General features: G+C 68.9%; 20 protein-coding genes. 7 read left to right on the top strand and 13 right to left on the bottom strand.

The window, feature by feature from the left end; all coding sequences use genetic code 11:
* Genes P8934_RS11765 through bioB form a run of 4 tightly spaced genes read right to left on the bottom strand, consistent with a single transcriptional unit; the run spans position 1 to position 3,826 of the window.
* Positions 1-813, bottom strand: coding sequence for a methyltransferase domain-containing protein (locus tag P8934_RS11765; RefSeq protein ID WP_278031205.1), 813 nt, complete (start codon positions 811-813; stop codon positions 1-3).
* Positions 810-1,517 carry an alpha/beta fold hydrolase gene (locus P8934_RS11760; protein ID WP_278031204.1) on the bottom strand — a complete coding sequence of 236 codons (708 nt, stop codon included), beginning with the start codon at positions 1,515-1,517 and terminating at the stop codon, positions 810-812. The genes P8934_RS11765 and P8934_RS11760 overlap by 4 nt, the downstream gene beginning before the upstream one ends.
* Positions 1,514-2,686 carry an 8-amino-7-oxononanoate synthase gene (bioF, locus tag P8934_RS11755; RefSeq protein ID WP_278031203.1) on the bottom strand — a complete coding sequence of 391 codons (1,173 nt, stop codon included), beginning with the start codon at positions 2,684-2,686 and terminating at the stop codon, positions 1,514-1,516. The genes P8934_RS11760 and bioF overlap by 4 nt, the downstream gene beginning before the upstream one ends.
* Positions 2,687-2,692: 6 nt before the next feature.
* On the bottom strand, positions 2,693-3,826 hold the full coding sequence (bioB, locus tag P8934_RS11750) for a biotin synthase BioB (protein ID WP_278031202.1): 1,134 nt from the start codon (positions 3,824-3,826) through the stop codon (positions 2,693-2,695).
* 70 nt (positions 3,827-3,896) lie between these two features.
* Between bioB and P8934_RS11745 the strand changes: the two genes are divergently transcribed.
* Both P8934_RS11745 and P8934_RS11740 read left to right on the top strand, forming a co-directional pair.
* Positions 3,897-4,613, top strand: coding sequence for a ComF family protein (locus P8934_RS11745; protein ID WP_278031201.1), 717 nt, complete (start codon positions 3,897-3,899; stop codon positions 4,611-4,613).
* 363 nt (positions 4,614-4,976) lie between these two features.
* Positions 4,977-5,963, top strand: a complete 987-nt coding sequence (locus P8934_RS11740; RefSeq protein ID WP_278031200.1) for a serine/threonine protein kinase — start codon at positions 4,977-4,979, stop codon at positions 5,961-5,963.
* Between the two features lie 78 nt (positions 5,964-6,041).
* On the opposite strand, the gene P8934_RS11735 is transcribed toward P8934_RS11740, so the two are convergent.
* Positions 6,042-6,560, bottom strand: a complete 519-nt coding sequence (locus P8934_RS11735; protein WP_278031199.1) for a hypothetical protein — start codon at positions 6,558-6,560, stop codon at positions 6,042-6,044.
* A gap of 281 nt (positions 6,561-6,841) precedes the next feature.
* On the opposite strand from P8934_RS11735, the gene folE reads away from it, so the two are divergent.
* From folE to P8934_RS11720, 3 genes are all read left to right on the top strand, one after another.
* Positions 6,842-7,399 carry a GTP cyclohydrolase I FolE gene (gene folE / locus P8934_RS11730; RefSeq protein ID WP_106230364.1) on the top strand — a complete coding sequence of 186 codons (558 nt, stop codon included), beginning with the start codon at positions 6,842-6,844 and terminating at the stop codon, positions 7,397-7,399.
* Between the two features lie 21 nt (positions 7,400-7,420).
* A complete protein-coding gene (gene folX / locus P8934_RS11725) occupies positions 7,421-7,831 on the top strand; it encodes a dihydroneopterin triphosphate 2'-epimerase (protein WP_106230363.1) in 411 nt (136 codons plus the stop codon).
* A 113-nt stretch (positions 7,832-7,944) separates the two neighbouring features.
* On the top strand, positions 7,945-9,402 hold the full coding sequence (locus tag P8934_RS11720) for an NAD-dependent succinate-semialdehyde dehydrogenase (RefSeq protein WP_278031198.1): 1,458 nt from the start codon (positions 7,945-7,947) through the stop codon (positions 9,400-9,402).
* A gap of 117 nt (positions 9,403-9,519) precedes the next feature.
* Here the strand turns inward: P8934_RS11720 and purH are convergent, their stop codons facing one another.
* The 7 genes from purH to dsbD form a co-directional block, all read right to left on the bottom strand.
* Complete coding sequence (gene purH, locus P8934_RS11715; protein WP_278031197.1) at positions 9,520-11,100, bottom strand: bifunctional phosphoribosylaminoimidazolecarboxamide formyltransferase/IMP cyclohydrolase; 1,581 nt, start codon at positions 11,098-11,100, stop codon at positions 9,520-9,522.
* Positions 11,101-11,181: 81 nt separating this feature from the next.
* Positions 11,182-11,520 carry a DNA-binding transcriptional regulator Fis gene (fis, locus tag P8934_RS11710; protein WP_278031196.1) on the bottom strand — a complete coding sequence of 113 codons (339 nt, stop codon included), beginning with the start codon at positions 11,518-11,520 and terminating at the stop codon, positions 11,182-11,184.
* Positions 11,517-12,575: a tRNA dihydrouridine synthase DusB gene (gene dusB / locus P8934_RS11705; RefSeq protein WP_278031195.1), complete on the bottom strand. Its 1,059-nt coding sequence runs from the start codon at positions 12,573-12,575 to the stop codon at positions 11,517-11,519. Before dusB ends, fis begins: the two co-directional genes overlap by 4 nt.
* Before the next feature lie 82 nt (positions 12,576-12,657).
* On the bottom strand, positions 12,658-13,581 hold the full coding sequence (gene prmA, locus P8934_RS11700) for a 50S ribosomal protein L11 methyltransferase (RefSeq protein WP_278031194.1): 924 nt from the start codon (positions 13,579-13,581) through the stop codon (positions 12,658-12,660).
* 244 nt (positions 13,582-13,825) lie between these two features.
* Complete coding sequence (gene accC / locus P8934_RS11695; RefSeq protein ID WP_278031193.1) at positions 13,826-15,166, bottom strand: acetyl-CoA carboxylase biotin carboxylase subunit; 1,341 nt, start codon at positions 15,164-15,166, stop codon at positions 13,826-13,828.
* Positions 15,167-15,206: 40 nt separating this feature from the next.
* Positions 15,207-15,665 carry an acetyl-CoA carboxylase biotin carboxyl carrier protein gene (gene accB / locus P8934_RS11690; protein WP_133635539.1) on the bottom strand — a complete coding sequence of 153 codons (459 nt, stop codon included), beginning with the start codon at positions 15,663-15,665 and terminating at the stop codon, positions 15,207-15,209.
* A gap of 204 nt (positions 15,666-15,869) precedes the next feature.
* On the bottom strand, positions 15,870-17,780 hold the full coding sequence (gene dsbD / locus P8934_RS11685; RefSeq protein ID WP_278031192.1) for a protein-disulfide reductase DsbD: 1,911 nt from the start codon (positions 17,778-17,780) through the stop codon (positions 15,870-15,872).
* A gap of 206 nt (positions 17,781-17,986) precedes the next feature.
* Here dsbD and P8934_RS11680 point away from each other — a divergent pair, with 206 nt between their 5' ends.
* Positions 17,987-19,345 carry a DUF2333 family protein gene (locus P8934_RS11680; protein ID WP_278031191.1) on the top strand — a complete coding sequence of 453 codons (1,359 nt, stop codon included), beginning with the start codon at positions 17,987-17,989 and terminating at the stop codon, positions 19,343-19,345.
* Positions 19,346-19,438: 93 nt separating this feature from the next.
* Here the strand turns inward: P8934_RS11680 and ppa are convergent, their stop codons facing one another.
* Positions 19,439-19,969 (bottom strand): inorganic diphosphatase, encoded by a 531-nt coding sequence (gene ppa, locus P8934_RS11675; RefSeq protein WP_106230354.1) that lies wholly within the window; start codon positions 19,967-19,969, stop codon positions 19,439-19,441.
* 220 nt (positions 19,970-20,189) lie between these two features.
* On the opposite strand from ppa, the gene P8934_RS11670 reads away from it, so the two are divergent.
* Positions 20,190-21,920: a bifunctional protein-serine/threonine kinase/phosphatase gene (locus P8934_RS11670; protein WP_278031190.1), complete on the top strand. Its 1,731-nt coding sequence runs from the start codon at positions 20,190-20,192 to the stop codon at positions 21,918-21,920.
* Positions 21,921-22,063: the final 143 nt, after the last annotated feature.

The following is a 22,063-nucleotide window of genomic DNA, read 5'->3' as shown; positions in this document are numbered from 1 at the left end:
TCAGGCGTGAAGCTCCAGGGTCAGCAGGCGATAGGTGACGGGCAGCCCCTCGGGCTCGCGCTGCGTCTCGTAGCGGCGCGCCGCCCGTGCCACGTCGGCGCGGGTGAGTCGGCCCCCGGGTCGCGATGGTTGGGCGCCGATGCCCTTGATGGAGGCCATCACCGCGGCGAGATCGGGATAGTGGAAGCGCAGCGCCCGCTCTCGGCAGTCGAGGCGGCAAAAGCCCGCCCCCTGGGCGGCTTGCCGGTGGTGGGCGGCATCGCGAAAGCTGAGCAGGCCGGCAGGCTGGTCGGGGCGCGACCAGGCACGGCCCACCTCGGCCAGAGTGCCGGGGGCCAGGGTGTTGACCAGTGCCCGGCCCCCCGGGCGCAGCACGCGGTGAAGCTCGGCCATCACGGCGTCGAGGTCCGGGCACCACTGGATCGCCAGGTTGGAGACCACCAGATCCTGGCTGGCATCCCCCAGCGGCAGGGCGGCGGCATCGCCGCACAGCCAGCGGGCCGTGTCCCCGTGGGTCCGGCGGGCCACCTCGAGCATGCCCGGGGCGAGGTCCAGGCCGCTGACCGTGCAGCCGCGACCGAAGTGCCTGGCCAGGCTCGCGGCCATCTCGCCCGGCCCGCAGCCCAGGTCGAGCACCCTCTCGGCTCGCGCGGGCAGGCGGGAAAGCAGCGGCTCGGCCATGATCCGCTGGGCGACGGCGCGCTCGGCATAGCGTGGGGCCGCGCGGGAAAAGGCGCGGGCCACACGGGTCCGCCAGTCATCAGCCGGGGCGGCGCTGCTGGAGGCCGGCGTGGCGAGCGGCAGGGCGCTCATGGCGCGCTCCCCCCGGCGATGCCGGCGAGGCAGGCGGCCAGCGAGGTGGGTTGGCTGAGCATCGGGCAGTGGCCGGCACCGGCCAGGCGATGATCGGCGCGCTCGCGAAGCCGTGGGGCGAGCAGCGGGTCCCGCTCCCCTGCGACGCGCCATACCGGGCAGGGCGCGCTGGCCAGGCGGCCAGCGTTATCGAGCCCGGCGAGCTGGTCCAGCCCCGCGGCCAGGGTGGCGGGGTCGGCGCCGCTGTCATCGCCGAGCAAGTCACGCAATTGCCGGTGGGCGGCGCGTGGATCGGGCTCGCCGGTGAGTTGCCAGCACAGGAAGTGGCGGTGGGTCGCCTGCGGGGCACGCGCGAAGGCCTGGCGGAAGGCGGTCAGCTCCGTCGGGGGGATGCCCTCGTCATGGCAGAAGCGCTCCCCCATGCCGAGCAGCACCAGGGCCCGGGGCGCGGGTAATTGGTCGAGCAGGGAGGCGGCGAGCAGCCCGCCCAGCGACCAGCCCACCCAGATGGCGTTCGGCGACAGGTCGTCGCCCATGGCATCGGCCAGCTCGGCCAGGCTGCCGGGGTCCGAGAGCGGGGGACGGGCCCCGTAGCCGGGCCAGTCCGGGGTGGTGGCCGTCATGCCACTCGGCCAGTGCTCGGCCAGCAGCTGCCAGAGCCGCGCGTCGCAGCCCCAGCCGGAGAGCAGCACCAGTGGCGTCATGGGGTGAGCTCCCGTCGGCTGGCGGTGTCTCGGGCCTGACAGCCCGCCAGCCCTTCGAGCAGGGCCTCCAGGTCGGCATCGGTATGGGCGGCGCTCAGGGTGATGCGCAGCCGTGCCTGGCCGCGGGGCACCGTGGGCTCGCGGATCGCGCCGACCAGGATGCCGCGCTCGCCCAGCCGCGCCGCCCATTCCATGACCCGCTGGCAGTCCCCCAGCACCAGTGGCTGGATCGGCGTGGTGGAGGCGGCCAGCGGTAGTCCGAGCAGGGTGGCCTCGTGGCGGAAGCGCCTGATCAGGGTCGCCAGGCGGGTGCGCCGTTCGGGCTCGGCCTCGAGCAGCGCCAGCGCCTCGAGGGTGGCGGCGGCCACCCCGGGCGGCTGTGCGGTGGTATAGACGTAGGGGCGGGCGAACTGGATCAGGTGCTCGACCAGCGCCTGGCTGCCGGCCACGAAGGCGCCGGCGGAGCCCAGCGCCTTGCCGAGCGTGCCGACCAGCACCGGCACCTCGTCGACGCCATGGGCACGGCCCACGCAGCCATCGCCGGCCTCGCCCAGCACGCCCAGGCCATGGGCGTCGTCGACCATCAGCCAGGCCCCATGGCGAGAGCAGGTCGCGGCGAGTCCGGCGATATCGGCCACATCGCCATCCATGCTGAATACCCCGTCGCTGACCACCAGCCGGCGCCCGTCGTTCGGGGTGCGGGCGAGCAGCCGCTCGAGGTCGTCCAGATCACTATGGTGGAAGCGCCGCGAGCGGGCACCGGCGAGCCTGGCGCCATCCAGCAGCGAGGCGTGGTTCAGGCGGTCCTGGAAGACCCGGGTGTCGGGGTCACAGAGCGCCTGCAGGGTGCCGAGGTTGGCCATGTAACCGGTGGAGAAGAGCAGCGCCGCCGGTCGGCCGGTGAGTGCGGCCAGGCGCTGTTCCAGGGCCTCGTGAACCTCGAGGTGGCCGCTGACCAGGTGCGAGGCCCGGGCGCCGGCGCCAAGGCGCCGGGCCCCCTCGGCCTGGGCCTCGGCAATGCGCGGGTCGCGGGCCAGGCCCAGGTAGTCGTTGCCGGCGAAGTCACGGCAGCCGTCGCTCCAGCGCCGAGTGCGGCGCTGTCGCCAGCGCCCGGCGTGGCGCTGCCTTGCGGCCTGCTCGGCGAGATGTGTGCTCCAGGCATCCGGCATGGCGGGTCAGGCCTGGGCGGCGTCGTAGGCGAGTTCGGTGGCCCTCGCATCGAGCGCCGCCGCCGAACGGCGAACCAGCGCGGCCTCCAGTTCGGCCTGCTGACGGGCATCGTCGGTGCAGGTCTCTCGTGCGCTCTTTTCTACCACTTCCGGATGCAGCCCCAGCTTGGCGAACAGCGCGCGGTCCTGTTCCGCCTGGGGGTTGGACGTGGTCAGCAGCTGGTCGCCGTAGAAGATCGAGTTGGCCCCGGCCAGGAAGGCCAGTGCCTGGGTGGATTCATTCATCTGCTCGCGGCCGGCGGAGAGCCGCACGTGGCTCGCCGGCATCAGGATGCGGGCCACGGCGATGGCGCGGATGAACTCGATGGGGTCGAGGTCTTCCACCTCCTCGAGCGGCGTGCCGGGCACCTTGACCAGCATGTTGATCGGCACCGACTCCGGGTGCGGCTCGAGGCGTGCCAGCTGCTGGAGCAGGGCGGCGCGGTCGCGGGGCGCCTCGCCCATGCCGAGGATGCCCCCCGAGCAGACCTTCATGCCGGCCTCGCGCACGTTACCCAGGGTCTCCAGTCGGTCGGCGTAGGTGCGGGTGGTGATGATCTCGCCGTAGTACTCGGGCGAGGTGTCGAGGTTGTGGTTGTAGTAGTCGAGCCCCGCCTCGGCCAGGCGGCCGGCCTGGTCGGTGTCGACCATCCCCAGGGTCATGCAGGTCTCCAGGCCCAGCGCCTTGACCCGGCGGACCATCTCCAGCACCACGTCGAGGTCCTTCTCGCGGGGGCTTTTCCAGGCCGCGCCCATGCAGAAGCGGCTGGCGCCGGCCTCGCGGGCGGCCCGGGCCTGCTCGACCACTTTCTCGACCTCCAGCAGCTTCTCCTTGCCCAGGCCGGTGTTGTAGTGCCCCGACTGCGGGCAGTACTTGCAGTCCTCGGGGCAGGCGCCGGTCTTGATGGAGAGCAGGGTGGAGACCTGCACGGCATTGGGATCGAAGTGGGCACGGTGGACCTGCTGGGCGTGAAACAGCAGGTCGTTGAAGGGCAGGGCGAAGAGCGCCTCGATCTCCTCGACTGTCCAGTCGTGGCGGACTTCGCCCCGCGCGGCTAGGGTCAGGGAAGCGGCGCGGGATTCGTGGGACGCAGGGGGCATGGTGGGCTCGCTTATGGTCAACTTGTCGGTCATATCCAGGTTGACGGATAGCCTAAGGCCTGCGGCCGTCATGTCAACCGTCAGGAGAATCAAGGTTGACGGCTGGCTGGGACGGGCCCTGCCCGGACGCTGCGTCTTCTGCCTGACCCCCCTGCCGGGGGAGCGCCCCTGGTGCGAGGCCTGCTTCTCGGAACTGCCCTGGAACCTGAGTGCCTGTCCCGGCTGCGCCGAGCCCCAACCGGTGGCCGCGCGGGGACGTCGCTGCGGTCACTGCCTGCGTCGTCCGCCAGGGTTCGACCGCGCCTGGGTGCCGCTGCGCTACGATGCCGAGGTGGCCGGCCTGGTGCAGCGCTTCAAGTTCGATGCCTCGCCACGTGCCGGCCGGGTGCTGCTGGAGCTGATGGCGGTCGGGCTGCCAGCGGAGGCTCGAGGCTGGCCCGAGGCGCTGGTACCGGTTCCCCTGCATCCCCGGCGAGCCCGCGAGCGGGGCTTCGACCAGGCGCGCTGGCTCTCCGAACGCCTCGGACGACTGCTGGGCTGCCCCCGGGTGCTGGCACAGCGTACCCGCGACACCCGGACCCAGCGCGGCCTGGACCGTGGCGAGAGGCGCCGCAACCTGCGCGGAGCCTTTCGCCTCCCGCCAGGCCTGCCAGGGCGGGTGGCGCTGGTGGATGACGTCATGACCACCGGGGCGACGCTGGACGCGCTGGCCGTGGCCTGTCGCCAGGCCGGTGCCGAGGAGGTGCAGGCCTGGGCGGTGGCCCGGACGCCGGCAGGGCGACATTAACGACCGGCAGGGTCGCCGCCTGACACCAGGGCAATCGCAGCTACCCGAAGCGAGAGGCGCCGGGGACAGGTCGAAGGGGAGGTCCTATGCCAGGGGTGAGGAGCACTGCTCCGAACGGGTTGGCCATGGATGGCCAGCACCGGACCTGCAAGCGGAGCGGGACGCGAGAGCGCAGCAGGGCATCGGTAGCGCCCAGGGAGGGGTTCACAGCGCCTCCTCGATGGTCCGACACTTCGGGACCTGTCGCCGGAACAGCTTCGAGCGTTACTTACATCTGCGATAGACCTGCGCCTGTCAGGCCTCCTGCGACACAGGCGGACGCTTCCCTGTTAGCATGTGGACCTCGTTGACCCGGGAGCCCCCATGGACACCACCCCTCATCCCTTCGCCCAGCTCTCGCCCGCCCGGGTGGTGGCGGCCGTGGAGTCGCTCGGCTTCTGGTTGCCCGGTGAGCCCTTTGCCCTCAACAGCTACGAGAATCGGGTCTTTCTGGTGCATGACGAGGAGCGCCGCCGCTGGGTGGTGAAGTTCTACCGCCCCGAGCGCTGGACGGATGCCCAGATTCGCGAGGAGCATGACTTCCTGGCCGAGCTCGCCGCGGCCGAGGTGGCCGTGGCCGCGCCCTGGCGGGACGCGGCGGGTGAGAGCCTGCACCGCGCCGAGGGCTTTCGCTTCACGCTCTTTCCCCACCTGCCGGGGCAGGCACCGGAGCTGGAGAACCCGGCCCACCTGTTCGCCCTGGGCGAGCTGATCGGCGCGGTGCATGCGGTGGGCGAGCAGGGGCGCTTCGTTCATCGTCGCACCCTGGACCTGGATGGCATGGTGCTCGAGGCCCGCGACAAGGTGCTGGCCAGCCGCTGGCTGGGCCGTCGCCAGCGACAGGCCTACGAGCGCATCACCGCGAACCTGCATCGCCGCCTGGCCCCCCAGGCCTGGAGCGCGGATCAGGCGATACGGGTGCAGGGCGACTGCCATATCGGCAACATCCTCGGCCGCGACGAGCACTTTGCACTGGTCGACTTCGACGACTGCCTGATGGCCCCGGCCATCCAAGACCTGTGGATGTTGTTCACCGCTCAGGAGGAGGGCGAGCGCCAGATGCAGCTCTCCGAAGTGGCCGAAGGCTACGAGCAGCACCGCGACTTCGACCGCCGGGAGCTCGCCCTGGTGGAGCCGCTGCGCACCCTGCGCCTGCTGCGCCACAGCGCCTGGCTGGTGGATCGCTGGGAGGATCCGGCCTTTCCTTTGGCGTTTCCCTGGCTGGCCGATGCCGGCTACTGGGACGGGCACCTGCGCATGCTGGAGCAGCAGCGCCAGGCACTGGAGGCCCGGCCTCGCTGGCTGGCCTGAGGCGTCCGACGGCTTGCCCGGCAGCAACAAAGACGCACCCCCATGGGGTGCGTCGCGTCGTCAACGGGGGTGGGAGCTTCAGTCGTCGTCGGGATCCGGTGCCTCGGCCTCGCGGCGCTGCTCGTTGATCCTGGCGGCGGGGTTGTCCTGCTGTTCGATGGCCAGGTCGCTGGCCAGGCGCAACTGGAAGGTCTGCTCCGGGAGCAGGCGGCAGTTGCCGTCCTGACAGGCGGCGAGTCCGAAATTGCCGTCCGCATCGTAGGCGGCAGCGGAGATCTCGCCGCTGTAGATCTCGCTCTCGCTGCCCTCGGTCTCGATGCAGGTCAGCGACTGGGTGGTCAGGCGGATGCGCTCGCCGTTGAGCCGGGCGTCGCCGATCAGCACGCAGTATTCCGGCAGGGCATGGGAGGCGTCGCCATCGGCCACCGGGTGGAGCACCACGTCGTTGCGTTCCGGCGCCTGTGCGGAGAGCGTCAGCACGTCGATGACCTGGACATCGACGGTCGCATCGGCCGGCAGTTCGAGGGTATCGCTCATGGCCAGGGTCGGCATCGCCAGCATGGCGGCCATCAGCAGAGAGGCATGGGTCTTGATCATGTCGGGCTCTCGAGGGTGACTTGGGCACAGCATGAAGCTGTCGCTACCTTATCACAGGCCGGGCTGACCGGCAGCCGGCCGGTGGCGGTGAAGACGCGACACGATGTCACTCTCCGGCAATGCCCGCCGCTGCGTTGTCAGGCGTCATGCGCTAGACTAACGAGTCCCGAGACTCTCTTATTGTACAAGATTAAAAACTTGTATATCTTCTGTACATGTTGTGATGGCCAGGCCATCCACCAACGACCCATCGGACACCGACATTGCCACGGGGCCTGACCATGACCGAAGAACTCGCCAACCACTATCGCCGGATCATCCACGAACTGGGGGAGGACCCCGACCGTGAGGGGCTGCGCGACACCCCGAAGCGGGCCGCCAAGGCGATGCAGTTCCTCAACCGGGGCTATACCCAGTCGCTGGAGGAGATCGTCAACGGCGCGGTGTTCGAGTCGGAGACCGACGAGATGGTGCTGGTCAAGGACATCGAGCTCTACTCCATGTGCGAGCACCACCTGCTGCCCTTCATCGGCAAGTGCCATATCGCCTACCTGCCCAGCGGCAAGGTGCTGGGGCTCTCCAAGTTCGCTCGTATCGTCGACATGTACGCCAGGCGCATGCAGATCCAGGAGAACCTGACCCGCCAGATCGCCGAGGCGGTGCTGCAGGTCACCGAGGCCCGCGGGGTGGCGGTGGTGATCGAGGCGCGCCACCTGTGCATGATGATGCGCGGGGTGGAGAAGCAGAACTCCAGCATGACCTCCTCGGTGATGCTCGGTGCCTTCCGCGAGAAGCAGAGCACGCGCCAGGAATTCCTCACCCTGGTGAACGGCCGCTGATTCCCCCGCAAGGAGCCCCCCATGCCGATGCATGCCCTGGACGACCAGCATTTCGACCATGATCTCGCCACGATCCGCATCAAGAACCTGCGGCTGCGGACCCACATCGGCATCAAGGATGACGAGATCAAGAACCGCCAGGACGTGGTCATCAATGCCGTGATCCGCTATCGCGCCGACAAGGCCGTCGAGTTCAACCATATCGAGCAGGCGCTCAACTACCGCACCATCACCAAGCAGGTGATCGCCCTGGTGGAGGACCACCGCTTCCTGCTGCTCGAGCGCATGACCCGCGAGGTGCTGGACCTGATCATGGGTCACGACCAGGTGCTGACCGCCCAGGTGGAGATCGACAAGCCCCATGCGCTGCGCTTCGCCGACTCCGTCTCCATCACACTATCCGACTCGCGGGAGCCGCGCCGGCCACGCTGAGCCTTGGCCCGCGTCGATGACAGATAAAGGACCCCGGTGCTTGGTGCACCGGGGTCTTTCGCTTAGCATGGGGGCAAACCGACAAGAGGCCGCCTTTGCGGCAGGAGACGATCATGCAAGCCCTCAAGGAAACGCAGCTCTACTGTCCCTTCGCCTATATCGACGGCAGCTGGGTCGCCGCCGACAGCGGCGAGCAGATCAACGTCCTCAATCCGGCCACCGGCGAGGCCATGGGGGATGTGCCGCGCCTGGGGCGGGCCGAGACCGAGCGGGCCATCGCCGCGGCGGATGCCGCCCTGCCGGCATGGCGTGCGATGACCGCCCAGGAGCGCGCCGATATCCTGATGAAGTGGCACGACCTGATGCTCGAGCATCAGGACGACCTGGCCATGATCATGACCTTCGAGCAGGGCAAGCCGCTCAAGGAGGCCGCCGGCGAGATTGCCTATGCGGCGAGCTTCCTGCGCTGGTTCGCCGAGGAAGCGCGGCGCATCTACGGCGAGACCGTGCCCGCCGCCAAGCCCAACCAGCGCATCGTGGTCACCAAGCAGCCCATCGGCGTGGTGGGGGCCATCACCCCCTGGAACTTCCCCGCGGCGATGATCACCCGCAAGGCGGGTGCCGCCCTGGCCGCGGGCTGCACCATCGTGGTCAAGCCGGCCAGCCAGACACCGTTCTCCGCCACCGCCCTGGCCAAGCTGGCCGAGCGGGCTGGGGTGCCGCGCGGGGTGTTCAACGTGGTGCCGGGCCGCGCTTCCGAGATCGCCGCGGCGATGACCGAGTCGCCGCTGGTGCGCAAGATCACCTTCACCGGCTCCACCGAGGTGGGTCGCCAGCTGATGGCCCAGGCCTCCCAGCACATCCAGAAGATCTCCCTGGAACTGGGCGGCAACGCCCCCTTCATCGTCTTCGAGGATGCCGACCTGGACGCCGCGGTGGAGGGGGCCATGGCCGCCAAGTTCCGCAACGCCGGCCAGACCTGCGTCTGCACCAATCGCTTCCTGGTCCAGTCCAGCGTGGTCAACGCCTTCTGCGAGAAGCTGGCGGTCGCCATGAACAGCGAGCTCAAGGTCGGTGACGGCACCCAGGACGGGATCAACATCGGCCCGCTGATCGACGACAAGGCGGTGGCCAAGGTCAGCGAGCATGTCCATGACGCCGTGGACCAGGGCGCCGAGCTCTTGCTGGGTGGCCATCCGCACCCGCTTGGCGGCAACTTCTTCACGCCGACCCTGATCAGCTTCGCCAACACCAGCATGAAGGTGGCCCACGAGGAGACCTTCGGTCCGCTGGCGGCGGTCTTCCCCTTCGATGACGAGGAGGACGCCGTCAACATGGCCAACGACACCGAGTACGGCCTGGCCTCCTACTTCTACTCCCGGGACCTGGGGCGCGTCTGGCGCGTCGCCGATGCCCTGGAGTACGGCATGGTGGGCATCAACACCGGGCTGATCTCCAATGCCGCCGCGCCCTTCGGCGGGGTCAAGGCCTCGGGCTTGGGTCGCGAGGGTGGCCACCAGGGGCTGGAGGAGTTCCTGGAGACCAAGTACCTCTGCATCGATCTGGGCTGATAGCGACAAGCTGAAAGCGCCGAGCGCCGAGCTACAAGCAAGCCCCGAAGGCCGCGACCTTCGGGGCTTGCTTTTGCGCAGTCGAAAATCAGCTTGGCTGCTTGGCTGCTTGGCTGCTCAGTGCCGGAAGTGGCGCATCCCGGTGAACACCATGGCGATGCCCGCCTCGTTGGCGGCGTCGATCACCTCCTGGTCGCGCATCGAGCCGCCGGGCTGGATCACCGCGGCGATGCCGGCGGCGGCCGCGGCATCGATGCCGTCGCGGAAGGGGAAGAAGGCGTCGCTGGCCATCACCGAGCCGGGCACCGAGAGACCCTCGTCGGCAGCCTTGATGCCGGCGATCTTCGCCGAGTAGACCCGGCTCATCTGTCCGGCGCCCACGCCGATGGTCTGGCCGTCCTTGGCGTAGACGATGGCGTTGGACTTGACGTACTTGGCCACCTTCCAGGCGAAGGCCAGGTCGCGCATCTCCTGCTCGCTGGGCACCCGCTCGGTGACCACGGTCAGCTCGTCGCGGCCGACCATGCCCAGGTCGCGGTCCTGAACCAGCAGGCCACCGGTGACGCGCTTGAAGTCATGGGCGTGCTCGCGCTCGCCGGGCCACTTCGCACCGACATCGAGCAGGCGCACGTTCTTCTTCTCGGCGACGATGGCGAGCGCCGCCTCCTCGACCCCCGGGGCGATGATCACCTCGACGAACTGGCGGTCGACGATGGCCCGGGCGGTCTCTTCGTCCAGCGGCACGTTGAAGGCGATGATGCCGCCGAAGGCGCTGGTCGGGTCGGTGGCGAAGGCCTTCTCGTAGGCCTCTCGGGGGCTTGCGCCCACGGCCACGCCGCACGGGTTGGCGTGCTTGACGATCACGCAGGCGGTGTCGGTGAAGGCCTTGACGCACTCGAAGGCGGCATCGGTGTCGGCGACGTTGTTGAAGGAGAGCGCCTTGCCCTGCAACTGGGTCGCGGTGGCCACGCTGGCCTCGCTGGCGTCGGCCTCGACGTAGAAGGCGGCATTCTGGTGAGGGTTCTCGCCGTAGCGCATGGCCTGCTTCTTCTCGAACTGCAGGTTGTAGGTGCGCGGGAAGCCGTCCTCGCCACCGGGTACCCGCTGGCCCAGGTAGTCGGCGATGGCGGCATCGTAGCCGGCGGTGTGCTCGAAGGCCTTGACTGCCAGGTCGAAGCGGGTGGCATCGGACACGGCGCCGTCCCCGGCGGCGATCTCGCCCAGCACCCGGGCGTAGTCGCCGGCATCCACCACGATGGTGGTGTGGGCATGGTTCTTGGCGCAGGCCCGCACCATGGTCGGGCCGCCGATGTCGATATTCTCGATGGCGTCCTCCAGGGTGCAGTCCGGCCGCGCCACGGTGGCCGAGAAGGGGTAGAGGTTGACCACCACCATGTCGATGGGGTCGATGCCGTGTTCCGCCATCACCGCATCGTCCTGGCCGCGGCGCCCCAGGATGCCGCCGTGGATCTTCGGATGCAGCGTCTTGACCCGGCCGTCCATGATCTCCGGGAAGCCGGTGTGCTCGGAGACCTCGGTCACGTCGATGCCGTTCTCCTGGAGCAGGCGGAAGGTGCCGCCGGTGGAGAGCAATGCGACGCCCTGCTCGACGAGGCCGCGGGCGAAGTCGACGATGCCGGTCTTGTCGGAGACGCTGATCAGGGCGCGGCGAACCGCGGCGGAGGAGGCTTGGGCCATGGGGGTCACTCTTCTGTCGATGGTGGTGAATGGGGCGGCGGGAAAGCTAAGGGAGTGCCACGGACTCCCTCGGGGGAGCGGTCAGATCAGGCCATAGTGCTTGAGCTTCTTGCGCAGGGTGCCGCGGTTAAGGCCGAGCATCTCGGCGGCGCGGGTCTGGTTGCCCTGGGTATGGTCGAGGACCGAGGAGAGCAGCGGGGCCTCGACCTCGGCCATCACCATGGCGTAGAGGTCGCTGACGCTGCTGCCGTCGAGATGGTCAAAGTAGCGGGCCAGCGAGGCCTCTACTGCCTCGCGCAGGGGCCGGTCATCCGACGGGCCCGGTCGCGCGCCCTCGCTCAGCATGGCGAGATCATGGGAGGCCCGGGCATCCAGCTCGGGCAGCGCGGCATTCTGGTCAAAGGATTGGCTGCTGGTCATGCGGCACAGATTCCATCCGGTGCCACGGCCCGAGCAATGCGACCCGGGGTCGCGGCGGGGTCGTGACGAAAGAGTTCATCGATGAAGCGGCGCTGGGCATGGCGACTCTCCAGGCCATTGAAGGTGGCCCGCAGGGCACGCCGCCCGGCGTCGTCGAAACGTGCATCTCCGGCCAGGTACCAGCCGAGATGCTTGCGCGCGATGCGCACCCCTAGATGCTCACCATAGAAGCCATGCAGGGCCGCCATGTGGTCGCGAAGGACCTCGGCGCGCTCCTGATCCCCCGGTGCAGCACGTTGCTGGCCATGGCGCAGGTAGTGGTCGATCTCGCGGAAGATCCAGGGGTTGCCCTGGGCGGCGCGGCCGACCATCACCGCATCCGCACCAGTATAGTCGAGGACGCGAGCGGCCTTGGCGGGAGAATCGATATCGCCGTTGGCGAACACCGGAATCGACACCGCAGCCTTGATGGCGGCGATGGTGTCGTACTCGGCCTCGCCGCCGTAGCGCTGCTGGCGATGGCGGCCATGCACGGCCAGGGCCTGGATGCCGGCGTCCTCGGCGATGCGCGCGACCCGTACGCCGTTGTTGCTGTCGGCGCACCAGCCGGTGCGGATCTTCAGCGTCACCGGCACGTCCACCGCGTCGACCACCGCCGTGAGGATCTCGGCCACCAGGGCCTCGTCGCGCAGCAGGGCGGAGCCGGCCGCCTTGTTGCAGACCTTCTTGGCCGGGCAGCCCATGTTGATGTCGATGATCTCGGCGCCCATCCTGGCATTGAGGCGCGCCGCCTCGGCGAGCATCTGTGCATCGCCACCGGCGATCTGCACGCTGCGCGGGCCCGGCTCGCCGCGGTGGTCCATGCGCAGCCGGGACTTGCGGGTATGCCAGAGGCTGGGGTCCGAGGTGACCATCTCGCCCACCACCAGGCCGGCCCCGAGACGCCGACAGAGCGTCCGGAAGGGGCGGTCGGTAACCCCGGCCATGGGCGCCAGGACCACCCGGTTGGGGAGCTGGTGGCGGCCGATGCGGGGCAGGGGGCGAGAGTCGGACATGGTCGGGGTCGCTGGCGTCAGGGGCTGCATATCATACGCCCCCGGTTGGCGTTGGTGAACCGCTACTCAAGGCGAATGCCCGTCAGGGGCGGCGCCCGGCGGATCGCCGCCCGGAAAGTCGCACCCAGCCCTCGCGGAGCTCCGGCTCGTCCATGACCAGGCCCTGTCCGCGGTAGGCCTCGAGGACCGCCTCGGCCTGGCCCTCGAGGATGCCCGAGAGGGCCAGCCGGCCCCCCGGTGCCACGCGGCCGGCGATCTCCTCGGCGAGCTCCACCAGGGGCCCGGCGAGGATATTGGCGACCACCAGCGGGAAGTCGCCCGGCTCGAGCTGCTCGGGATAGCAGAGCCGGAAGTCGGCATCAACCACGCCATTGCGCTCGGCATTGTCACGGCTGGCCTGCAGCGCCTGGGGGTCGATATCGGTGCCGGTGGCCTGTCGTGCCCCGAGCTTGAGGGCGGCGATGGCGAGTATCCCTGAGCCGCAGCCCACGTCGAGCACTGCCAGGCCCTGCAGTTCGCCGGCCACCGACAGGCCGTCGAGCCAGGCCAGGCAGAGTGCCGTGGTGGGGTGAGTGCCGGTGCCGAAGGCCAGCCCCGGGTCCAGGTGGAGGTTGACGGCGTCGGGCGCCGGCGGGGCGTGCCAGCTGGGGACGATCCACAGCTTCTCGCCCATCTGCAGGGGGTGGAAGTCGTCCATCCACTCGCGTTCCCAGTCGCGGTCGGCCAGCAGCTCGACCTCGACCTCGGGGCAGGGCTCCTCGGGAAACTCGGCGGCCCAGGCCTGGCGCACCCGGTCGAGCATCGCCTCAATGCCCTCCAGGTCGTCGTAGAGGCCGGTGAGCACCGTCTCGTCCCACAACGGGGTGGTGCCCCGCTCCGGCTCGAAGACCGGGTCGTCGAAGGCGTCCTGCAGGGTGATGGCGGTCGCGCCCTCGGCGAGCAGCAGCTCCTCGAGGAGCTCGGCGTGCTCGGGGGCGATGCGGGCCTTGAGTTGCATCCAGGGCATGGGCGTTCCGTGGTCGCTAGGAGAGTTGAAACCAGCGGTGGGGTGATGTCGTCGCTTTGGCTGGCAGCGAGGGGCGCCGGGGACAGGCCGAAGAGGGGGTCCTATGCCAGGGATGGCATCGGTAGCGCCCAAGGACGGGTTCACAGCGCCCCCTCGATGGTCCGACACTTCGGGGCCTGTCGACGGATCAGCCCCGAGCACTTCCGCACACGGGGCTGAATCACATTGGCAGGAAGCGGGGGAGTTACAACCCCAGCTTCTTCTCCAGGTAGTGGATGTTGACGCCGCCCTGCTGGAAGTAGCCGTCGCGCACCAGGTCCTTGTGCAGGTCGGTGTTGGTCTTGATGCCTTCCACCAGTAGCTCGTCCAGGGCGTTGCGCATGCGGATCAGCGCCGTCTCCCGGTCCACGCCCCAGGTGATCAGCTTGCCGATCAGGGAGTCGTAGTGGGGCGGCACGGTGTAGCCCGTGTAGACATGGGAGTCCATGCGCACGCCGAGACCGCCGGGCGGGTGGTAGAGGGTCACCTTGCCCGGCGAGGGCATGAAGGTCCTGGCATCCTCGGCGTTGATGCGGCACTCGAAGGCGTGGCCGGCGAGCTTGACGTCCTCCTGGCGCACCGACAGCGGCAGGCCCGAGGCGATGCGCAGCTGCTCGCGGACGATGTCCACGCCGGTGACCATCTCGGTCACAGGGTGCTCCACCTGGACCCGGGTGTTCATCTCGATGAAGAAGAACTGGCCGTCCTCGTAGAGGAACTCGAAGGTGCCGGCGCCCCGGTAGCCGATGGTGATGCACGCCTCCCGGCACGCCTCGAGGACCTCGGCGCGGGCGGTCTCGTCGATTCCCGGGGCGGGGGCCTCCTCGATCACCTTCTGGTGACGGCGTTGCAGCGAGCAGTCACGGTCATAGAGGTGAATGGCGTTGCCCTGGCCATCGGCCAGCACCTGCACCTCCACGTGGCGCGGGTTCTCGAGGAACTTCTCCATGTAGACGGTGCCGTCGCCAAAGGAGGAATAGGCCTCGGTGCGGGTGACGTTGACCGCCGAGAGCAGGTGCGCCTCGGTGTGTACCACGCGCATGCCGCGCCCGCCGCCCCCGGCGGCGGCCTTGATGATCACCGGGTAGCCGATGCGCCGGGCCACGGCGAGGATCTCCCCCTCGTCATCACCCAGGGGGCCGTCGGAGCCGGGCACCGTCGGCACGCCGGCCTTCTTCATCGACTCGATGGCGCTGACCTTGTCGCCCATCAGGCGAATGGTCTCGGCACGGGGACCGATGAAGATAAAGCCGGAGCGTTCGACCTGCTCGGCGAAGTTGGCATTCTCGGAGAGGAAGCCGTAACCGGGGTGGATGGCACTGGAGTCGGTGACTTCCGCGGCGCTGATCAGCGACGGGATGTTCAGGTAGGAGTTCGCCGAGGAAGCCGGCCCGATGCATACGGCCTCGTCCGCCAGGCGCACATGCATGAGCTCTCGGTCGGCCGTCGAGTGGACCGCCACCGTCTTGATGCCCAGTTCCTTGCAGGCGCGCAGGATGCGCAGGGCTATCTCGCCACGATTGGCGATGAGGACCTTGTCCAGCATGAGGAATCCGCCAGTTGGTGAATGATGAGGACGGGGAGCGTCAGGCGATGACGAGCATCGGCTGGTCGAACTCGACCGGTTCGCCATCCTCGACCAGGAAGGCCTCGATCACGCCGTCCCGATCGGCCTCGATCTGGTTCATCATCTTCATCGCTTCGACGATGCAGATGGTCTCGCCCTTCTTGACGCTCGAGCCGATCTCGACGAAGGCCTTGGAGCCGGGTGCCGGCGAACGGTAGAAGGTGCCGACCATCGGCGAGTTGACGGTATGTCCCTGGTAGGCCGGGGCGGCATCGGCGGCGGGCTCGGCAGCCGGTGCCGGCGCCTGGGGGGCCGCTGCAGCCGGTGCCTCATAGGGCTGAGGCATGGGCGTCTGCCAGTTCGTGCCGTTGGGGTGGCGGCTGATGCGAACCGATTCCTCCCCTTCCTGGATCTCGATCTCGCTGATGTTGGACTCTTCGAGCAGCTCGATCAGCTTCTTGACCTTGCGGATATCCATGACGTTGTCTCGACCGGTGGGGTTGGGGGGTGACCCGGGGTGCTGTCAACCCCGGCCAACTTGCAATAGATCGCGGCAAGATAGCGTGTCTTGATGCATCTATTGACCATGAAAGAGCAATGAGGCCGGAGTCTGCCGAAAATCGGCAAGGATGTCCAGCCGTGCAGGAACACTGTTCGAGCGGGCGTCCTGGATGGTGCGGGTTCACCCTTGCCGGCTCTCCAGCCAGTCCAGCACACCCTCCAGGTGGCTGGCCAGCTGGGGGGCGTCCACCTCGCCCTGAACGCGGGCATCGCGCAGTTCCTTGCCGCCGTCGAAGAACAGCAGGCTGGGCGGGCCGAACAGCTGGAAGTGGTCCAGCACCTCGCGGCTGGTGGCGCCGCTGTCGGTGACGTCGACGTTGATGCGCCGGAAGTTGGCCAGCTGTCCCGCCACCTCGGGTGCCGGGTAGACGTCACGCTCCATCACCTTGCAGGAGATGCACCAGTCGGCGGTGAAGTTGACGAAGGCCGGTTCGTCGCTCTCTGCCAGCGAGGCCTGCAAGGCGTCGAGGTCCTCCACGGTGGTGATCTCACGGGCAACGTCGGTTGACTCTCCGGTCGAGGTGCCGGCCACCGGGTTGGCGGGCGCCAGGGGGCGCAGCGGGTCCTCCCCGCCGCGGGAGGCGCCGATCACCAGGGCGATGCCCCAGACCAGCAGCATCAGCCCCGCGGCCTGGCGGACCCGTGGCCAGCCCTGGGCCTGGTTGACGCTTAGGGCGCCCAGCGCCAGGGCGCTGCCGATGGCCAGCCCGGCCCACAGCAGCAGGGCGATGCTGCCCGGCAGCAGGCGCTCCACCAGCCAGATCGCGACCCCCAGCAGCAGGATGCCGAAGGCGGCCTTGATGCCGTTCATCCAGGCACCGGAGCGGGGCAGCAGGGTGGTGCCGAAGGTACCCACCAGCAGCAGTGGCACGCCCATGCCCAGGGCCAGCGCGAACAGCGCGGCCCCGCCCATCAGTGCATCGCCGGTGGTGGAGATGAACACCAGGGCGCCGGCCAGCGGCGCTGAGACGCAGGGCGAGACCACCAGCACCGACAGCGCCCCCGCCAGGGCCAGGCCCGCGGGGCCGCTGCGCTGGGCGCGGGCCTGCCAGCCGTCGATGCGTCCGGCCAGCCTCGGCGAGAGGCGCAGGTCGAAGGCGCCGAACATGGCCAGGGCGAAAAGGGTAAAGAGCGCGGCGAAGGTGATCAGCACCGGGGCCGACTGCAGGCGGGCCTGGAGGTTGAGGCCGGCCCCGAACAGGCCCATCAGTACCCCCACGGCGGCATAGGTGAGCGCCATCCCCCCCACGTAACTGGTCGAGAGGACGAAGGCCCGGGAGCGGGTCGGATGCTGGCCGACGATGATCGAGGAGAGGATCGGCACCATGGGCAGCACGCAGGGCGTGAAGGTCAGTCCCAGGCCGGCGAGGAAGAAGAGCCCGAGCACCAGCGGCAGGCTGGCCTCGGCCATCAGGGTGCGGAAGCGGCCATCCTCGCTCCGAGGGGCGCCACCCGGGGCATCACCGCCAGTCGCGGCGAGGTCGCCGCGTCCGGACGCCTGGTCGGCGGAAGGCATATCGCCGCCCGACGTGTCGCGGCCGGAGCTGCCCGCCTCGTCGTTCGGTGTCCAGCCGGCGAAGGTGGCCGGTGCCTCGCCCTCCGGGGCGGTCAGCTCGAGGCGTTCCGGCGGGTAGCAGAGGCCGGCATCGGCACACCCCTGGAAGGTCAGGGTGATGTCCAGCGGCCCCTGGTGGCCTGGCTCGAGGGGTACCTCGAGGACCACGCTGTCATAGAAGACATTGACGTCGCCCAGGAACTCGTCGCTCTTGGCCAGTCCCGGCGGAAGCTCGGGCTCGCCCAGCGAGAGGCCTTCCACGTCGGACTCGACGGCGAACTGGTGGCGATAGAGATAGTAGCCCTCGGCGTTCTCGAAGCCCACATGGAGGGTCTCGCCATCGTGCCAGGTACTGGCCTGGAAGGCCTCCAGCACCGGCAGGAACGTCTCGTCGTCATTCTGGGAGAACCACTGGGCCTGGGCCCCCAGCGGCAGCAGCAGCGTGATCAGCAGGGCGAGTCGCAGGGCGGTCGGCACGGCACTTCCTTATTGCGGTGGACGTGTTGATGTCATGGCGCAGATTTGACCCCTTGGCTCGCGACCGGGTTCCTGCCCATCGGCGGCGAGCCCAAGGTCCTGCTAGGATATCGCAGTAGCAGGGGGCTGTTGATGGCATCCCGCCTGGGAGGCTGCGCCGTATTGTCGCGTCGCCGCACGCTTTCATCTTCATAGGGAACCTGACCATGGCGTTGTCGCATAAGGGTGCCGCCAGGCGCCGCAGTCGCACCGAGGTACTCGAGCGTCCGGAGTATGGCTGGATCTGGAAGCCGTTGCTGGTACTGCTGGTCATCTACCTGGTGGTGTGCCTGGGGCTGGGGATCTGGTGGAGCCGGACACCGGCAGGCTTCAACGTGGAGCAGGCCGTCGCCGAGCAGCGCGGCGCGGCGTCGGGCAGCCCGGCGTCCCGCGGTGCCGTGACCACCGCCGGCCTGATGACCCTGGTCGAGACCCTGCTCGAGAAGCCGGGCGGCTACCTGCGCAACGATGTTGCCCCGCCCGGGCTATGGCTCGACAACATGCCGGCCTGGGAGCTGGGCGTGCTTGAACAGGCCCGCCGCCTCGCAAGGTCCTTGCCCGCCATGGAACAGTCGTCGGCCCCGGTGCTGGAGGGCGTGCAGGAGCGACTGATGGGGGATAGCCGCGACTGGCTCTACCCCTCCACCGAGAAGCGCCTGGAGCAGGCCCTGGATGGGCTGGACGGCTACCTTGCTGCGCTCGGCGAGGGCGGTGAGGCCGGCTTCGGTGACCAGGGGCAGGGCCTGGCGGCCTGGCTCGAGGCGATCACCGGGTCGCTGGACGACCTGGGGTTGCGGCTCTCGGCGAGCATCGGCAGCCGCGATGAGCTGCGCGACCTGGACATCGATGCCGAGGCCCTGCCCACCCGAACGCCCTGGTACCGGGTCGATGACGTCTTCTTCGAGGCCCGTGGCCAGGCCTGGGCGCTGATGCACCTGCTCGAGGCGGTACAGCGCGACCAGGCCGACGTGCTGGCCACTGCCGGGGTCACCGAGCGCTGGGAACAGCTGGTGGCCGTGCTCCAGCGCAGCCAGCGTCGGCTGTGGAGCCCGCTGGTCCTCAATGGCTCGGGCTTCGGCATCTTCGCCAACCATTCGCTGGTGCTGGCCAACCACATGGTGCGTGCCCGGGACCTGGCGAGGCAGGTCACCGAGGGTCTGGACGAGGTGACGCCCACCCCGGCCCCTACGGCCAGCGAGCCGCCGGTGGTGGAAGTGGAGCGCAGCGAGGATGCTGCCGAGGAAGCGCAGGCTGCGCCGACCGGGGAGGAAGCCACCGTTGAACCGGTCGTCGATCAGCAGGCCCCCGATACTGGCGAGGGCGAAATGGCCTCCTCCGGCAGCGAGCCGGCGCCTGCCGAGGCGGGAGAGGAGGGCAGCGACGAGGCCTCGGCCAACGGTGCCGCCGCGTCCGACGGTGACGCGGGCGAGGGTGAGCAGGTGCCCACCGATACCTCTGAGGAGGGGGGCGACGAGGCCTCGGCCGACGACGGTGCCACCGCCGAAGGTGATCAGCCGGCGAGCTGAAGACCGAGGATGTCGCGTAACGTTAACGGGCCGCCCCTTGGGCGGCCCGTTATCACGTCAGGCGGTGCTGCCATGGGCAGCTGACCTCGAGGCTCAGGCCTTCTCGTGGGCGGCCACGGCCTTCTCGATGGCCTTGCAGGCCGCCTCGGAGCCTTCCCAGGACTCCACCTTGACCCACTTGCCCTTCTCGAGGTCCTTGTAGTTCTCGAAGAAGTGGGCGATCTGCTGGCGCAGCAGCTCGGGCAGGTCGGTGACCTCATGGACGTCGTCATAGAGGCTGGAGAGCTTGGGGTGCGGGACACACACCAGCTTGGCGTCCTCGCCGGCCTCGTCGGTCATGTTGAGGATGCCCACCGGGCGGGCGCGGATCACGGCGCCGGGCTGGACCGGATAGGGCGTCACCACCAGCGCATCCAGGGCGTCGCCATCGTCGGCCAGGGTGTGGGGGATGAAGCCGTAGTTGGCCGGGTAGAACATCGGGGTGGCCATGAAACGGTCGACCAGCAGTGCCCCCATGTCCTTGTCGATCTCGTACTTGATCGGCGCGTGGTTGGCCGGGATCTCGATCGCGACGTAGACGTCGTTGGGGAGGTCCTTGCCGGCGGGGATGTTGTCGAAGTTCATCGTCGCTTCCTTGGGTTGGCAATAATGAGGCTTGGCGAATCGGGCAGGCGCAAAATCCGCCGAATTATACGAAGCCGAGGCGGGGATTACCAATGGGCCTTAGGTTGGAGGCCTTGCCTTTGGTCGATGGGCGAGCCGGCGGGGCAGGGTGTATCATGGGTCTCCGATGGAAGGCGCCGGCCACCGGCCGGTGCATCGCGTCGACTCCGAGGAGACTGCCTTGACACCCGTGCAACTGTCACTGAGCTACGGACAGGCGTTCGTCGCGCCTGAACGGCGGCGGCATCGCAGCTCGATGTCGGTGCGCTTCCCTGAGCCCCCCCTGCTCGCGGCGAAGGGCGCCTGCGCCCTGATCAGTGACTCCACCCTGCGCAACAACCTGGCCAAGCAGGCGGGGGATCTCAGCGTCAAGGGCTTCCTGGCCGACTATTTCTCCACCCCCGACCACTGGGACGTCAAGACCTCGGCGACCCGCGTGCTGCGGGCGCTGAACGCCTGGTGTTTCAGCCAGAACCGCCAGATGTCGGACGGCAGCTATGTCTCCTCGCTCTCCGCCATGGTCTACCGGGGGCGCGAGGCACACCTCTTCCATATGGGGGATACCCTGGTGTTCCGCCTGCGCGGTGCCGAGTTCGAGCAGCTCTCCCGGGATCATGTCACCGATCTGGGCGGCTACCGCTACCCCTCCCGGGCCATGGGCATGGACAGTGGCCTGGAGATCGATTACGCCAGCATGCCGCTCAAGCAGGGGGACATCTTCCTGTTCACCACCCAGGCGGTACAGGGCACCCTGATGCCCTCGGACTATGTGCGGCTGATCCGCGAGGATGCCAGTGACCTGGATGCCGCCTGCGAGCGGCTGGGCACGGCGGCACGTGAGCGGGCCCAAGAGCGGGGGTATGGTGGCGACCAGTTCTGCTTCCAGCTGGTACGCATCGATGCCTTGCCCGATGAGGCCTCGGAGGACAAGCCCGGCCGTGTCTATGGTGACCTGCCGATCCCCCCGGAGCTCTCGCCCGGTGATCGCCTCGACGGCCTCGAGGTGCTGTCGGTGCTCTCGCGCACGGCCCAGTCGCGGGTCTATCACGTGCGCGACCTGCACAGCGGCCGCGAGATGGTGATGAAGGCGCCGAGTCCCGAACTCTCCAGCCGCAATGCCTATCTGGAGCACTTCCTGCTGCAGCAGTGGGTGGTGGAGCGCGTCAAGTCGCCCTTCGTGGTGCGCATCATGGAGCCCTCGCGGCCGCGGCGCTTCCTCTACTACCTGATGGCCCACGTCAAGGGCGAGACCCTGGCCGAATGGGCCAGGCGTCACCCCCAGGCGAGCCTCGAGCAGCGCCTCGACATTGCCAACCAGCTGGGCAAGGCGGTGCAGGCGCTGCACCACCGCGATCTGCTGCACCAGCGGATCCACCCCGACAACGTGCTGATCGATGCCCACGGTCAGGTGGTGCTGGCCGATTTCAGCGCCTGCCACCTGCGTGACGTGGACGGTCACCGCCGCTCACGGGGGCTGGTTCGACAGCTCGGGCTGACCGAGCACAGTGCGCCGGAGTATGCGCTGGAGGATGATGTCGGCCGTCGCAGCGACCAGTACTCCCTGGCCTCGACCATCTACTGGCTGCTCACCGGCGAGCTGCCTTATGCCCTGGCGCCGAACCGGCTGCGCAGCCACACCGACCTGGAGCAGTTGGCCTATCGCAGTGCCCGCACCCTCAACCCCGAGGTGCCCGTGGCCCTGGACGATGCCCTGCGCCGGGCCCTGGACCCTCAGCGTGCACTGCGCTTCCGGCGCATGTCGGAGTTCCGTCGCGCGCTGCGTCCGCTGCGGGATCCAGCCCGTGATTCGGGAGAAGGCGGCTCTCGCAGGCCGGGGGAGCCAAACCGCTTCTGGCAGGGGGTGGCGGGCATCCTGCTGCTGCTGCTGGTGCTCTCCTGGTTGTTGCGATAAGGCCCTTCGGGCAGCTCCAAGCGACAAGCACCGAGCGCCGAGCAGTCTGGTGACGGGCGGTAAGCAGCGAGATCGAGCCGGGAACGAAAAGACCCCGCCGGACTTGATACCTGGCGGGGACTCGTTGGCATCGGTGCTAGCGC

The sequence above is a fragment of the Halomonas sp. CKK8 genome, assembly GCF_029625235.1.
GTDB lineage: Bacteria > Pseudomonadota > Gammaproteobacteria > Pseudomonadales > Halomonadaceae > Halomonas > Halomonas ventosae.
Note: the sequence above shows the minus strand (reverse complement) of the source record. Positions and strands in the feature narration are given on the sequence as shown.